Genomic DNA, 14933 nt, shown 5'->3' on the forward strand with positions numbered 1-14933 from the left:
AGGTGCTTCCGCAAATGTACGGATCAACGGCTGTCGTGTTCGGACAACCGTGATGGATTGACGCCGCAATAGGCGCGGAAGGATGCGGCAAACCGTCCGGCATTTGCATAACCAACCCGCTCTGCGACCTGCATGATGGAAATGCCGCCCTGATCCAACAACTTGCGGGCATGTTCCATGCGACGCATCGTCAGATAGTCATGTGGAGAGTAGCCCGTGAAGCGTCGCATGCCGGTGGTCAGCGTTCGCGTCGAGACGTCCAGTTCCGCTGCCAGCTCCGCAACCGTCAACGGCAGGTACGAAGGCGCGTCCAGCAACCTGCGAAAGTCCCTGACATGGGCCGGTACCGGCCCGGCTGCCACGGATTCGACGGTGGCGACCGCTTTTACTGGAACATGTTCGAACAAGGTCTCGAGTACCGCATTCACCAGCGGCATCGGCGAGAGCGCTGCAGCACAACCAGCCTCGATCTTTTCTTCGACCATCATTCCGATCAGCCTGGCGATACGCCGGCCGGCCGAAGCCTCAAGGTCGAGCTCGGCCTGGAAGATCGGCGTGCGCCGCCTGGCCTCATTTGTGTGACGCTGCCAGGCCTGCTCGACGAAGTTCCGCTCCAGCCGCAGCATGACTTGCGTGGTGTCGGCGCGCCAGGTCGACCTGATATGACTGCCCGGCGACAGCACGAGACCGCTGCCCAGACGTGAGGATACGCGTCGGTCGCCATACTGGATGTCGACGCCGCCGCTGAGCGGAAACTCCAGCATGTAAAAGGTGTCGAACGTACCGGCATCGATGACGAGTTCGGGACCATAGCGGAGAAGGTTGAGGGAAGCGCCCTCGCAGACGATTGCGTGATGGCGGAAATCAAGGCCTGCCTTGGTGTCGGCAAGCAAGAGCCGATGCGGACGGTAGCGCGTTGACAGGGCGGCCACAGCTTCGGGCGCGCTGCCGAACCAAAGGCCCGGCACGCTGGCGAGCCGATTTGAAGCGTAAGTCAGGTCGGGCACCATCCTGGAGAAGAGGATAGGCATGGCGACACTGGTTGTCCATCTGCACTGAGGGGACAGGCACAGCAGCACATTATCCGCTCATTTCACCATAACCAACTGTAATCATTGACCTCTCAGCGCCGGGCAAGGACACCGATACGGTTTGACCTGTTCCCTTGTTGCAAGGTGACAATGTGCCACGAAACCAGGGAATATCCATGAACCAGCCGGCAGAGCCCAATTCCTTCCGTACCGGTCCCGACGAGCAGGGGATGTTCGGCATTTTCGGCGGCCGCTTCGTCGCCGAGACGCTGATGCCGCTGATCCTCGAACTGCAGCGCCACTGGGACGAGGCCAAGAACGATCCGTCCTTCAAGGCCGAGTTGAGTGACCTGTCGACCCATTATGCCGGCCGGCCGTCCAAGCTCTATTACGCCGAAGGCCTGACCCGCCATCTTCGTGACGTTTCCGCAGCGAAGGGCCTCGGCGGCGGCGCCAAGATCTATTTCAAGCGCGAGGACCTCAACCACACCGGCTCGCACAAGATCAACAACTGCCTCGGCCAGATCCTGCTTGCCAAGCGCATGGGCAAGACCCGCATCATCGCCGAGACCGGTGCCGGCCAGCATGGCGTGGCGTCGGCAACCGTTGCCGCCCGCTTCGGCTTCCCCTGCTTCGTCTATATGGGCGCCACCGATGTCGAGCGGCAGAAGCCCAACGTCTTCCGCATGAAGCTTTTGGGTGCCGAAGTGCGTCCGGTCAGTGCCGGTCACGGCACGTTGAAGGATGCGATGAACGAGGCGCTGCGCGACTGGGTCACCAACGTGCACGACACCTATTACCTGATCGGCACCGCCGCTGGCCCGCACCCCTATCCGGAGTTGGTCCGTGACTTCCAGTCGGTGATCGGCACCGAGGCCCGCGCCCAGATCCTGGAACAGGAAGGCCGCCTGCCCGACATGATCGTCGCCGCCGTCGGCGGCGGCTCGAACGCGATCGGCCTGTTCCATCCGTTCCTCGACGACCGCAGCGTCAAGATCGTCGGCATCGAAGCCGGCGGACGCGGCCTCGACGGCATCGAGCATTGCGCCTCGATGAGCGCCGGCAGGCCCGGCGTGCTGCATGGCAACCGCACCTACCTCTTGCAGAACGACGATGGCCAGATCCTCGACGGTCACTCGATCTCGGCCGGTCTCGACTATCCCGGCGTCGGCCCCGAGCATTCGTGGCTGCGCGACAGCGGCCGGGTCGACTATGTGCCGATCCTCGACGACGAGGCGCTCGATGCGTTCCAGCTGACCACCAAGGTCGAAGGCATCATCTCGGCACTCGAATCCGCCCATGCCATTGCGCATGCGGTCAAGGTTGCGCCAACGATGGGCAAGGACAAGGTGATGATCGTCAACCTGTCGGGCCGCGGCGACAAGGACGTGCATACGGTGGCCAAGATGCTGGGCATGGAGATCTGATCATGACGACCACCCGCATCGATCGCCGCATGGCGAAGCTGAAGGCCGAGGGACGCCCGGCACTGGTGACCTACTTCATGGGCGGCGACCCCGACTACGAGACCTCGCTGTCGATCATGAAGGCGTTGCCCAAGGCCGGCAGCGACATCATCGAGCTCGGCATGCCGTTTTCCGATCCGATGGCCGACGGCCCGGCGATCCAGGCGGCCGGCCTGCGCGCGCTGAAGGCCGGTCAGACGCTGGCCAGGACACTTGAGATGGCGCGCGAATTCCGCAAGGACGACAACGACACGCCGATCGTCATGATGGGCTATTACAACCCGATCTACATCTATGGCGTCGACCGCTTCCTGGAAGAGGCAGTCGCCTCCGGCATCGATGGCCTGATCGTCGTCGACCTGCCGCCGGAGATGGACGCCGAGCTCTGCATCCCCGCACTCAAGGCCGGCATCAACTTCATCCGCCTCGTATCGTCGAATGCGAGCGATGACCGGCTTAAGCACCAGCTGGGTCAGGCGAGCGGCTTCGTCTATTGCGTCTCGACCCATGGTACTACCGGCCTCGCCACACCCGATCCGGAAAAGGTACGTCAACTCGTCAGGCGCATCCGTGCCTTTTCCGCATTGCCCGTCTGTGTCGGCTTCGGCATCAAGTCCCCAGATGACGTGCAAAGGTTTGGAGCCATCGCCGACGGTGTCGTCGTCGGCAGTGAAATCGTGCAGACCATCGCGCGAGGAGTTGCGATGGGATCAGCCTCCGCAACAGTCGGGGCATTCGTGAGCGATCTCGGCAAGGCCGTGCGTTTGGTACCTCCAGTTCCCCAGATTTTCTGAGCCGGGCAAATTGAAGGCAACGATCAGATCCGTCTCGCCGGCCACCTCAGGGCCGAAGTCGCAGGATCCACAGCAGGCAGAACCAGACCGCCGCCGCAATGACGGGGCGGCGGTTGGAAAATCACCCCGGCCAGCAATCAACCGTTGCCTGCGGTCAGTCTACCGGCACCAGAAGAGGTGTCGGAGCTAGCTCCGTCATAACCTCCTGTTCAGGCACGGAAGTTACTCCGCTGTCTCTGTCGGTAGAGCCGTCTTGACCTCGTCAATCTTACCATAGGCGTCGCCAACGCCAAGAACATCCTTAGCCCAATCCATGACCTCGTCGTTCAGATAGTCGTCGCCATACTCAGCGATGCGATTGGGGTTGGCAGCCGCGAGCAGTGCCGCTTTAAGGTCGTCCTCGCCAGTGCCTTCGGCCGCGATATCGGCCGTCATCTGTGCATCTGCGAGTTCTTCTTCTGCCTTGGCCAATTCATCCGCGGCCGCAAGCGCATCAGAGAGCGTTTCCTTTTCTGCCTCGAATGCGGCCAGTTCGGTCGGGTCAACTGGGGGCTCCAGCGCATTAAGTTCATTCAAGCGTGCCTGAAGTGCATCTGCCGTCGGATCTGCGATCGGCGTGCTGCCATCGAAAGGCACAATGGCGGCCGCAGCCGCGTCCAAAGCAATTTGCAGTTGGGCTGCCTTTTCAGCTGCGGCTGCTGCCGCTTCGACTGCCAGTTCGGCCTTGGCTGAATTCAGAACATAATCCCTAATCAGGGCCATTTTCGGCGACTGCGAATTCAGATAGGCGTGGTAATTGCGCTTGAGCGAGTTCAGACCCGCCAGACGTGCGTTAAGGTTCTTTTCCTTGGCTGGCTTTGCGCCGGGAACCTCCACGGAAGCAGGCAGAACCTCTAGCTTGAGAGCGCTTGGATTCTGCTTGGCCTTGGCACTCTTCGGCGCGGTGCGCTTGGTGCCCGCAACCGCCGACTTCTTTGTCTGGCCGCCACCGAAGATCGACTTCATCAACCCGCCAACCGATGCTGTCTGTACTCCTCCGCCTGATTTGGTCTTGCCGGCGGCCGATGCAGACTTACCGTTGGACGAGTTGCTGCTCTTACCACCACCATTGCCCCTATCGCCGCCGCCACCATTGCCCCTATCGCCGCCGCCACCATTGCCCCCGCCACCGTTGCCACCGCCATTTTCGCTCTTGGCAAAGGCGGATATCTTGGCAAAACCGCCGACTGGGTCGAGCTTGATCGGCATTGCGCTAATGGCAAGCGCGGAGACCGCGCTGACAAGAAGCTTGTTGTTATGAACCATCGGTTTTTCTCCCTCTCTCGGTACAGAATTCGAACCAAGCCCGCCGCCACATTAGAGTCCCGTGATATACGCGCCAGCCAACTCGTGTTGCAGCGTGAAATGTCTTGAGACCGAGGCCCCACACCATCAACGCACTAGCGTTATACTGCGGCCGGCATACATCTTCTTGCCACCAAGCTCGGCCTCGCAGTTCGACGCGACCGACGAATTGCCGGTCATCTCGACGGTATTGCCGACAACACGAATACACTGACCTGAACCTGACATGTCGGAATTGGCGGCATAAAAGACATGCGCGCTCGGCGCATAGATGAAGCCGGTCACATTCGAACCAGATCCACCGTTGATCACCACGGCATCGGTGTTGGTCCGCTCCTGGTAGATCGTGATGCCAGCGTAGGGCCCTTCGGATGGCGGCGAGAGATTGATAACCTCGTTGGCGTTTGAGGTGAACTCCGCGCCCTCCATGAGAAAAATTGTTACCCCGCTGCCAGTGAGCGAGCCATTACCACCGAGCTTTATCTGGCCGCCGCGCAGGATGTAGACTCCAGGATCGAGGGTTACGTCGCCTGAGATTGTCTTGTTGAAGAACGTGCCGGGGGAAAGTGTCTTGGTTTTGCCCCCAGGTACTGACTTGCAAGCGGTATACGATGGCGGAACAACGCTCATCAGCGGATCAAGCGAAGCGTATTGGTTCACTCGCGGAATGCCGCATTCAAGGTCGGTGTTGTAGCCGGTAAGCCCTTCGGTACCACCGACAGTGGTCACGCACTCGGCTGCCACCTGCGCTGATCCGCCTCTGGACACTGAATCGTTAGCGCTAAAGTTCGAGGCTATGACGCAGCCATCAAGCACAACCTGGGTCGAGCCCTGAAGCTTCACCGCGGCTGATGCAGTCGGATCAAGAGCCAGTACACACGCTGGCTGTCCCGGCGCTACTTCGACCACGGCGCGTCTGGTGGTTCGCCAGTCGATATTTCCGATCATGCCCTTCTGCTCGATCGTCGAGATAACCTCGATATGGCTGATATCACCCGAGGTTGTCGCAGACGCATCGAACTCCGTAAGCTGATGGTTGTAGATAAGTTCGCTGGCCTCGTCGCGGGCCCGGGCGAGATTTGAATCGAAGAAGTCACGTCCAAGGCTTGTCAGTTCGTCACCAGACATGCCGGAATAGTATTTCGTCCCGATTGCCAGTGCCGATATGTCTAGGGAATTTTGCAGCTTGCCGGCCTTGTTGTTGATACTGACGAAGTCGACCACGCCGGCTACGCCGGTCATGATCGGCACCATGGCAAGGGCAGTGATGACCGCGAAATTGCCATGTTCCGACCGGAAGAAATTCCGCATGCCTGACCCCCGCCAGAAAGGTTGCGGGTATATTAGGGCATACTGACATTTCAGGATTTATTGCCGGAATCGGTAAAATGCCGACGATTTGCATAAGAGAATAGATGCGCTAGCTTGTAGTACCTACTTCACGCATTGAGAGTGGGCTTGTCGTCGCTGTCCTCTGACATATCGGTAAATTCGACACGGTTGCGGCCACGCGCCTTTGCTTCGGTGAGACGGCCATCGGCCTTGCGGAACATCTCATCGAACTCGAACTGATCGTCGAACAGGACTGCTCCAACGCTGACCGTCAGCGGGCAGTTGCGGCCACCCGGCTCGAGCACGGTATCGGAGATCGAGCCACGAATGCGCTCGGCAACGCGTTCGGCATTTTCCTTGCTGGCACCGGGCAGGAAGACGCCGAATTCCTCGCCCCCGATACGGCCGACGAGATCACCGCCACGCACGGAAGACTTGATTGCGCCGGCAACGATCTTGAGCACTTCGTCGCCCCAGGCATGGCCGAACCTGGCATTGATCGCCCTGAAGTCGTCGATGTCGACAACCAGCAAGGCGCCTTGCCGACTGGAGGGCGAGTTGCGAAAGGCGTCGATCAGGCTGGCGAACACGCTGCCGTTCAGGCATGAGGTCAAAGCATCGACGGATGACAGGCGGCTGACCTCGGATTTCAGCGCACCGAACTTGCGCCGTTCATTGGCGATGATCGTAAGTAGTGGTGCGGCGATCACACCCGCAACGACACCGGCACCGATGACACCGCGCCAGAATGAACCGTCGGCCTGGCCCTGGAACAGGACTGCCGCCGCTCCCGCTGCAACGACGACGCAAGCGGCCGTGCCAAGACCGGCATAGCGTACCAGCTCCGCAGAACTGCCAGTTGAATTCCCCGTACCAGAAGTGTCCACGCCAGATCCCTCCGCTCCCATGGTCGAATCGATCTACCTGTGGAGAATGAAACATTCCTTGTGCGATTTCGAACAGTTTGACGCAACCGGTCGAAAGTCGTGTCGTATCGGCATAATAACAGCCCCGACCGCTGGTTTGAATGGCCTGGCAGGCTCAATCTGGTGGCCCGAACACGCCCATTTTTGCCTTGCGCGCCACGGCCTCGGCCTTCTCGTAGCCGCCGCCTGGGCGCGCATAGGCCCAACCATTGGCAACCAGCCAGGCTCCGACATCCTGTTTGCCAAGCCTGCATGCCGCCGCTATCGGCTGCCTCTCTGCCGGCGGAAATACCTGGCACAGCGGCGCGCGGCCTCGCAACCAGTAACGGAAGGCGAGCCTGGCACGCTCACCGCAGCGCCATGCCACCCCTGCGAAGTCGCAGGACTGATCTGGTCGGACCGGCTCGGTGCCGGCGACGAAGATGGTATAACCCATCGCCTCGAACGAAGCAGATGAGGTCACGACCGGACGGTACAACACGGTGCCCTCCCAATCGTCGGGCTTGACCTGCTTCGGAGGCGCGGCAAGCCCGAGTTCCCCGATCGGCGGCCGCGCCTCGATCCGTTCCAGCCCAAGCCCCGGGACCTCGGGCGGCGTAACAATGTCAGGCGCGATCATGCGCGAGGTGGCAGGCTCCGTCTGGCCAACCGTCTGTCCCGATCCACTTTCGAGGACCCGAGCCGGATGGAGTTCCGCTTCAGCCGGCGCCGCGTCGCGGAAAACAGGCTGCCGTGGCAGACTTGGCACCGACGCGACCACGGACGCGACGGCGCCGATGGCTGCCGCGGCTGCGATCTTTATTATCGCGGGACGCACCGCCTTCATGCGTCGCATCCTACCCCGCGCCAGATGAGCGCCGTTTCGACCAAATTGCCTGGCTCCTTGTTCGAACAAGAAGGCCATGGATCGCGGCAGAGCGCCAGTCACCTATGCCGCAAGTGAAAAACTTCCATAAAATTTGATCTAAAATATTGCTTTAATATTATTAGAGAATTACCCTAGTTCCTTTCCGATAATTTGATACGCAGTTGCTATCGTTCATCAAAATAGGTGGGCGAGATGAAAGCAACGACAGCCAATATTGCAATATACCTGACCAAGAGCTTTGCAGCCGCGGCATTCCTTGCCGTGGCTGTGCAAGGCGCCACGGCAAGTCAGGGTCGCGCCACTGAAGCAACCGCCTCGATTGAGCCGCGCATGCCGCAGCTTCTTGGTGGGTTGATGATGGCGGAGCCTCCGGCAGTCGTTGCCGCCAAGCCCTTCCAGTTTGGACCGGACTTCGACGGCTACGGGCTCGTTGCGCGGACCGCAGTTGGTCAAGTGGACACGCCGGCAGGCATCGACCCGATGAAGACAGCGGCCATCATCCCGGGTGTTTTCGGTTCCGTCGCAATTCCGATGCGCAACTTCCCGGTGGCAGGCCGATGGGCCAAGGTCTATCGTGACATCGGCGGCTGCACCGAAACCTCATGCGGCAAGAATGGCGAAGCACTTTTCGGACTGGCAGCGAACAGCCGCGACAGAAAATTCCTCGACAAGCTCGCCGTCGTGAACCGTGCCGTCAACACGATGATCGCCTATCGCAAGGACCAAGGCGTCTATGGCAATCTCGATTACTGGGCGAAGCCGGCCGAAATACTGTCGCGCGGTGCCGGCGACTGTGAAGATTTTGCCATTCTCAAGATGTCGGCGCTGATCAAGGCCGGTGTTCCGGCACAAAGCATGTCGCTGGTGGTTCTCCAGGACGCGAGTCGGGGTGTCTTCCATGCGGTGCTGTCGGTTGCCACCCAGAGTGGAACCTTCATCCTCGACAATCTGAGCAACCAGGTCCTGCGCGACGAGGCACTTAAAAGCTATGTCCCTCTCTACTCGTTCAGCACCGACCGTGCATGGATTCACGGTGCGCGTCCGGGATCGGGGCAAATCGCCTCCGCCGGCAACAATTTTGCTGCGATAGCGCCCGGTGAGGGCCCTTTACAGCAATAATCTGGTCCAAGCAGAAAAAGACAGACTCCACGGCCTGACTGCGATTCGGCATCAGGCCGCCACCGCAATCCCAGCTGAATGCGAGCATATATTGCTTGGCCGCGCGAGGAGAACACAACCGCAGCGTTAACCCGACAAATGTATTTTAGGCGCAGGAAATGTAGCATTTTTGCATCACAGCTGCCGCAAAAGGCTCAAATACGATTGAATCGATGCCAAAGTAACCAAAACACTGTCGATTTCAGTTCTCTTCTGGATAATTGCATTCAGTTGGGTACGATTGGGGTCTCGAACGCTCTGCGTCGGGATGGGAGTGGGAGATACTTTATGCCGAAGCGTTTTGGGCAACTTGCGGCGCGGCTCACCATAATGCTTGCCGCGACCATGCTGTCGGGCACGGGTGCAAACGCGTTGACGCTCAAGGAAGCAATGGCCGTCGCCGTCGAATCCAATCCGGAAATCGGCCAGGCCATCGAAAACCGCGAAGCAATCGAATTCGAGCTCAGGCAGGCAAAAGGCCTCTATCTCCCAAGCGTCGACCTCGAAGCATCGACTGGCGTGCGCCGCCTCGACAACCCGTCGCGGCGCCTGAGCGGCATTGAAGATGACGAGTTGTACCCGTCGGAAGCAGGCGTGGTCGTCACTCAGAAGCTCTTCGACAATGGCGCGCGGCGCGCCGAACTTACCCGCCAGGCATCCCGCGTCGACGGCGCCTCCTTCCGCGTTCTCGAACGCTCCGAGTTCATCGGCCTGTCGGTCGTCCAGGATTACCTCGAGTACCTGCTGCAGGCTCAGATCGTCGGCGACGCCAAGCGCAACCTCGGTTTCCACCAGTCGATCCTCGGCGACATTCGCGAAGGCATCCAGGGTGGCGCACTCACCGACGCCGACCGCCAGCAGGCCGAGGAGCGCCTCTACGCCGCCAAGGCTCGCGTGCAGGAAGCCTCGGAAGAGCTTGAAGCGGCAAAGATCCGGTTCTTCAAGACCGTCGGCAAACCGCTGACCGACCCGTCCAAGCCAGGCTCCGTCGCCAAGGCCCTGCCCCGATCGCTCGACGATGCGCTCGGCCTTGCGCGCCGCAACAATCCACGCGTCCATATGGCCAGCAGCGATATCGACGCGGCGGCTTCGCTCGTCGATGCGGCCCGCGCCAAATACGGCCCCGAAGTTGTTGCCGAAGGTCGTGCCCGGATCGGCAATGACATTGACGGCGCCGAGGACGAGACCAACGACCTGCAGGCTCGGCTGGTGCTGCGCTGGAACCTCTATCGGGGCGGCATAGACAAGGCCAACGAGCAGGAGCAGATCCGGCGCGTCAGCGAACAGCGGCTCGCCCTGCACCAGGTGCAGCGCGAGATCGAGGAGGCTGTGCGGATTTCATGGGACCGCCGCTTCCGCCAGGCAGATCTGGCCAAGACGCTGCGCCAGCAGTCCATCGCCAACGACAGGCTGGTCACCTCTTATCGTGAGCAGTTCAAGGTCGGCCAGCGCTCGCTGCTCGACGTGCTCGACGCTCAGAACACGCGCTTCAACACCGCCACGCTCTCCAACACTGCTGCATTCGCGTCGCTTTTCGCAGAATATCGTCTGCTGGCGGCAACCGGACAGTTGTTGAAGACGATGAACCTTGCACCGGCAAAGCAGGCCGAGGCCTATGCCCGAACCGAGTTCAACGTACCGGCGACCGCCGACACCGAGACCTATGCGCGGACACCATCACAGCAGGCGAACGACATGCCTTTCGATCTCCTGGCCCCGGTCAGAAAGAAGTAGGGCGTCTGCCGACGGCAGCACCCGTCCGTCATGAACCAGCAGGCGCACATCCAGACCCCGGCAGAAGCATTCAAATCATGCTTTTCGGCAGTCGCCGCTTATTTAGGGCGGCCGAGTGCCGAAACCGTTCTGTTCTCCGGCGTTCCCATTTCAGAAACGCGGATCGAGGTCCAGGAAATCAGGCACCTTGCCGAGCGAATCGGCCTCGAGACGACCGAGTTCGCGCATCGCGACTTCATGCGCGGCCGCTTCGACCTGCCGGCCATCATCTTTCGCCCCAATCGCCTGCCGATCGCGATACTGGTCGAACAAGGCGACGGCGCAGAATTCCTGACCGGACCGCAGGAAGACGGCCGCACGTCGATATCGCGTGCCGAACTGACATCCATTCCGATATCAGGCGGCGTCGGCTTCTCCATCACCTACGCCAATACCGCCGAAGGCATGAATGTCGGCAATGCGGCCAAGATCGAACGCCCACATTGGCTGTTCGGGACTCTGGGCATGTTCTGGCGGTCCTATTCGAGGGTGGCGCTGGCGGCGATTTTCATCAACCTTCTGGCCATCGCTTCCCCCATCTTCACCATGAACGTCTATGACCGCATCCTGCCCAACAAGGCGATCTCATCGCTTTGGGTGCTGGCAATCGGTGTGTCGACCGCAATCCTGTTTGATCTGTTGCTCAAGACGGCGCGCGCGGCCCTTATTGACCATGCCGGGCGCAAGGCCGACCTGCGCATCTCCTACATGCTGTTCGAGAAGGTGCTGAACACCTCTCTCAGCGCACGCCCCGCATCCACCGGTGAATATGCCAATCGTGTCACCCAATACGAGTTCGTCCGGGAGTTCTTCACCTCCAACACCGTCAGCACCTTCATCGATACCGCCTTCGTCTTCATCTTCCTGCTGGTGATCTACGCCATATCGGGCTGGCTGGTAATTGTTCCGATCATCGCCTTCGTAGCTGCGGTCGTCATCGGGCTTGTTGCCCAGCAGCGCATTGGCAAGCGGGTTGCCGCTTCCATGAACGAGTCCTCGCAACGTCAGGCGCTGCTGGTCGAGTCGATATCGACGGTCGAGACGATCAAGTCGCTGCGCGCCGAAGCCTACCTGCTACGGAAGTGGCGCGAACATTCCAAGAATGCGGCCAATACGTCAGAAAAGATCAAGCAGCTTTCCGCCGCCGCAGCCAACATGACCCAATTCGTGCAGCAATTGGTGACTGTTGCGCTGGTGGTGGCAGGTGCCTACGCATTTGACAGCGGATCGATTTCCACCGGCGCCATCATCGCTGCGGTCATGCTCTCGGGCCGCGCGGTTGCGCCGCTCGGCCAATTGGCGATGACGATCTCCCGCTTCCGTCAGGCAATGCTGTCGCTGCGGGTGTTGAATTCCATCATGCAGCAGCCCGAGGACCGGCCCGACACAGTAGGCTTCGTCAACCGCCCGATCCGGGTCGGCGCGCTGACGCTTCGCAATGTCGGCTTCGTCTATCCCGGCACCGAGGCGGAGGTACTGACAGGGGTCAACCTGTCGATCAATCCGGGCGAGCGCATCGGCATCATCGGCCGTATCGGGTCCGGCAAGACGACATTCGGCCGGCTGGTCGGGCGACTCTATTTGCCAACGACCGGCGAGTTGCTGCTCGACGGCATCGATGTGCGCCAATACCACCCCTCGGAAGTTCGCGCCGCCGTCGGCATCGTCGCCCAGGCCGGCGACCTGTTTTCAGGCACGATCAAGGAAAACCTCCTGATGGCGCGCCCGGAGGCGACAGACGAGGAAATCATCCTCGCTGCCAAGGCTGCCGGTGTCGACGAATTCGTTTCGCGCCATCCGCGCGGCTACGACATGAATGTCGGCGAGCGCGGCACCAATCTTTCCGGCGGGCAGAGACAAGCTGTGGCGATCGCGCGGCTCCTGCTGACCAAGCCGAAGATCGTCTTCCTTGACGAGCCGTCGGGCTCGATGGACCTGGCGTCCGAGCGCCAGCTCATCAAGCAGCTCAAGGTCGCCTTCGACGACAAGACCACACTGATCATATCGACCCACCGCTACAGTATGCTTGAAATCGTCGACCGCCTGATCGTGGTCGAACAAGGGCGTGTGGTTGCGGACGGGCCCAAAGAAAAAGTCATCCAGGCGCTGCAGAAGCCCAGCGGTTGAGATTTCGTCGGCGTGAGGAGTGATTATATTGACCTTGTTCAATATAATGGAGTTCTAATGATATCCAGGGAAGACAGGCCGCCACTGTTTGCATCAGCTTCAGTGCTGATCATCGCAGCCCTGTTTGTGGCGTTTGTGGTGTGGGCGTCATTCGCCGAGATCGACGAGATCGCGCGTGGCGAAGGCAAGGTCATTCCTGCATCCAAGACCCAGATCGTGCAGGCAAGCGAGGCCGGCGTGGTCCAGGAAATCGCTGTCAAGATTGGCCAGGTGGTCAAGAAGAACGACCTGATCGTCCGGCTCGACAACACTGTCAGCACCTCCAGCCTCGGCGAGCAGCAAGCCAAGGCGCGAACGCTCAGCGCCCGCATTGCCCGGCTCAAGCAGGAGCAGGAAGGCCGGATCGGCGAGCCTCTTGCTTGCCCTGAGAGCCTCGTGGAGGTCGCTCCCGAGATCTGCGAAAACGAACAGAAATTGCTCGTGGCGCGCCGGCAGAACTTCGAGACCAAGCTCAACGTGCTGAAGTCGCGGCTGGACCAGCGCGAAAAGGAACTCAATGAGGCCAAGGTCAATGTCCAGCGCTTGACGGACAGTCTTGGTGTCAGTGACAGGGAGGCCGAGCTCGTCACCTCCATGGTCAAGCGCAACCTGATGGCAAAGACAGAACAGATCCGTGTCGACCGCGAACAGACGGAGATGCGAGGCCAGCTCAATCTCGCCGATGAGACGATCAAACGGACAGGTGCTGCAATCGTCGAAGCGAAGCTTCAGGTCGACGAGTTCGGCCTGCAATTGCAGCAGGAGGCACTTGATGAACTGACCCAGGCGCTGGCCGAACTCTCGGTCGTGGAAGAGACGATTCGTGGCGCCACAGACAGGGTTGCCCGCACCGACATCCGCTCGCCTGTGGACGGCATTGTCAACACGCTAGACGTCAACACGCTGGGCGCCTTCGTCCAGCCCGGCGCTGTCGTGGCCGGCATCGTGCCGACGTCCGAGACGTTGCTCGTCGAGGCACGCGTCTCGCCGCGCGACGTCGCCTTCATCCGCCCGGACCAAAAGGCACTGATCAAGGTCTCGGCCTATGATTTTTCGATCTTCGGCGGTCTCGACGGCAAGGTGCAGAACATCACCGCCGACAGCCTCGTCGACCAGAATACCGGGGAACCCTACTATCAGGTCCGGGTCTCGACCGACCGCTCTGTGCTGGAACGGGACGGCAAGTCCTACTCCATCATTCCCGGCATGATCAGCACGGTGGAGATCATCACCGGGCGCAAGACGATCCTGAGCTACCTGCTGAAACCCATCAACAAGGCGCGCGACGAGGCGCTCCATGAACGATAGTGGAGCGGCGCCTGGTGGACCCGCACTCCACATCTATTCCGCCGACGATCTGAAATCGGACTTTCGCGTTGTCGTACGCCAGGGCACGCGACGCGGCATCAAGCTCGAGCGCGTTTTTTGGGCAACGCTGAAACAACTCGCTGAAGACAAGCGCCTGACGCTTGGCGAAATAGTCGACGAGATCGAACGTTCCAACAACGAAACCGGCAACCTTACCTCGGCCATTCGTGTCGCTTGCCTGCGCTGGATGACCGATCAAAGCGCAGCGCTGGCCAAGCTGGCCTCGTTGCGCACCATCAATGCGATCCTGGGTGCCTGCCCGGCACCGGCATTCGCATTGTCGTCGACAAAAAAGATCCTGACCTTCAACCCCGCCTTCCAGAACCTGGTCAAACGGCATTTGCCGGTCGGATTTGGTGAAGAAGCACGCCGCGACCTCAGGTTGTCCCTCGACCTGAATGTCGCCGACATCTTCACAAGGCTCGACGCCAACTACGGCGTGCCGATTGCCAGCGGCTTCGTCATCGCTACAGCCGAGCGGCGCTATCGCGGCCAGCTCAACATCGTCCGCGCGCCGGTCAAGTCGCCGGATCTGCTGCTCTCCTTCGTCGTCAACGGATAGTTGTGAACACGATTCCTGACATTGACGGGAGACCTTGTTCGATACTCTCGACACTTCGCGAAAATCTGTTCGGCAATGTCCTTCCGGCGTATCTGACTTCGCTAAATTAACCACCCGTCAAGTTTTCATGTTGGCCTGCATATGG

12 protein-coding genes are annotated in these 14933 nt (G+C 60.3%); 7 read left to right on the forward strand and 5 right to left on the reverse strand.

The window, feature by feature from the left end; translation table 11 throughout:
- Positions 1 to 23 precede the first annotated feature (23 nt).
- Complete coding sequence (locus DY201_RS27220; RefSeq protein ID WP_245432188.1) at positions 24 to 1031, reverse strand: helix-turn-helix transcriptional regulator; 1008 nt, start codon at positions 1029 to 1031, stop codon at positions 24 to 26.
- A 176-nt stretch (positions 1032 to 1207) separates the two neighbouring features.
- Between DY201_RS27220 and trpB the strand changes: the two genes are divergently transcribed.
- Positions 1208 to 2458 (forward strand): tryptophan synthase subunit beta, encoded by a 1251-nt coding sequence (gene trpB / locus DY201_RS27225; protein WP_115734456.1) that lies wholly within the window; start codon positions 1208 to 1210, stop codon positions 2456 to 2458.
- Between the two features lie 2 nt (positions 2459 to 2460).
- A complete protein-coding gene (gene trpA / locus DY201_RS27230; protein ID WP_115734457.1) occupies positions 2461 to 3291 on the forward strand; it encodes a tryptophan synthase subunit alpha in 831 nt (276 codons plus the stop codon).
- A gap of 222 nt (positions 3292 to 3513) precedes the next feature.
- Here trpA and DY201_RS27235 read toward each other — a convergent pair whose 3' ends face one another.
- The 4 genes from DY201_RS27235 to DY201_RS27255 all read right to left on the reverse strand — a co-directional run bounded on the left by DY201_RS27235 (position 3514) and on the right by DY201_RS27255 (position 7719).
- Entirely contained in the window at positions 3514 to 4596 is a 1083-nt protein-coding gene (locus DY201_RS27235; RefSeq protein WP_165916100.1) for a hypothetical protein, read from the reverse strand.
- A 126-nt stretch (positions 4597 to 4722) separates the two neighbouring features.
- Positions 4723 to 5946: a TadE/TadG family type IV pilus assembly protein gene (locus DY201_RS27245; protein WP_115734460.1), complete on the reverse strand. Its 1224-nt coding sequence runs from the start codon at positions 5944 to 5946 to the stop codon at positions 4723 to 4725.
- Positions 5947 to 6074: 128 nt separating this feature from the next.
- On the reverse strand, positions 6075 to 6854 hold the full coding sequence (locus DY201_RS27250; protein ID WP_165916106.1) for a GGDEF domain-containing protein: 780 nt from the start codon (positions 6852 to 6854) through the stop codon (positions 6075 to 6077).
- A gap of 154 nt (positions 6855 to 7008) precedes the next feature.
- Complete coding sequence (locus tag DY201_RS27255; protein WP_131922474.1) at positions 7009 to 7719, reverse strand: thermonuclease family protein; 711 nt, start codon at positions 7717 to 7719, stop codon at positions 7009 to 7011.
- A gap of 234 nt (positions 7720 to 7953) precedes the next feature.
- On the opposite strand from DY201_RS27255, the gene DY201_RS27260 reads away from it, so the two are divergent.
- From DY201_RS27260 to DY201_RS27280, 5 genes are all read left to right on the forward strand, one after another.
- The gene (locus DY201_RS27260) at positions 7954 to 8880 is read left to right on the forward strand and encodes a transglutaminase-like cysteine peptidase (RefSeq protein WP_115734463.1); all 927 of its coding nucleotides are present in this window, start codon (positions 7954 to 7956) and stop codon (positions 8878 to 8880) included.
- Positions 8881 to 9207: 327 nt separating this feature from the next.
- Complete coding sequence (locus tag DY201_RS27265) at positions 9208 to 10653, forward strand: TolC family outer membrane protein (RefSeq protein WP_115734464.1); 1446 nt, start codon at positions 9208 to 9210, stop codon at positions 10651 to 10653.
- 30 nt (positions 10654 to 10683) lie between these two features.
- A complete protein-coding gene (locus tag DY201_RS27270) occupies positions 10684 to 12819 on the forward strand; it encodes a type I secretion system permease/ATPase (RefSeq protein ID WP_115734465.1) in 2136 nt (711 codons plus the stop codon).
- A gap of 57 nt (positions 12820 to 12876) precedes the next feature.
- On the forward strand, positions 12877 to 14166 hold the full coding sequence (locus DY201_RS27275) for an HlyD family type I secretion periplasmic adaptor subunit (RefSeq protein ID WP_115734466.1): 1290 nt from the start codon (positions 12877 to 12879) through the stop codon (positions 14164 to 14166).
- A complete protein-coding gene (locus tag DY201_RS27280) occupies positions 14156 to 14788 on the forward strand; it encodes a ribbon-helix-helix domain-containing protein (RefSeq protein WP_115734467.1) in 633 nt (210 codons plus the stop codon). Before DY201_RS27275 ends, DY201_RS27280 begins: the two co-directional genes overlap by 11 nt.
- Positions 14789 to 14933 lie beyond the last annotated feature (145 nt).

It is taken from the genome of Aminobacter aminovorans (genome assembly GCF_900445235.1).
Taxonomy (GTDB): domain Bacteria; phylum Pseudomonadota; class Alphaproteobacteria; order Rhizobiales; family Rhizobiaceae; genus Aminobacter; species Aminobacter aminovorans.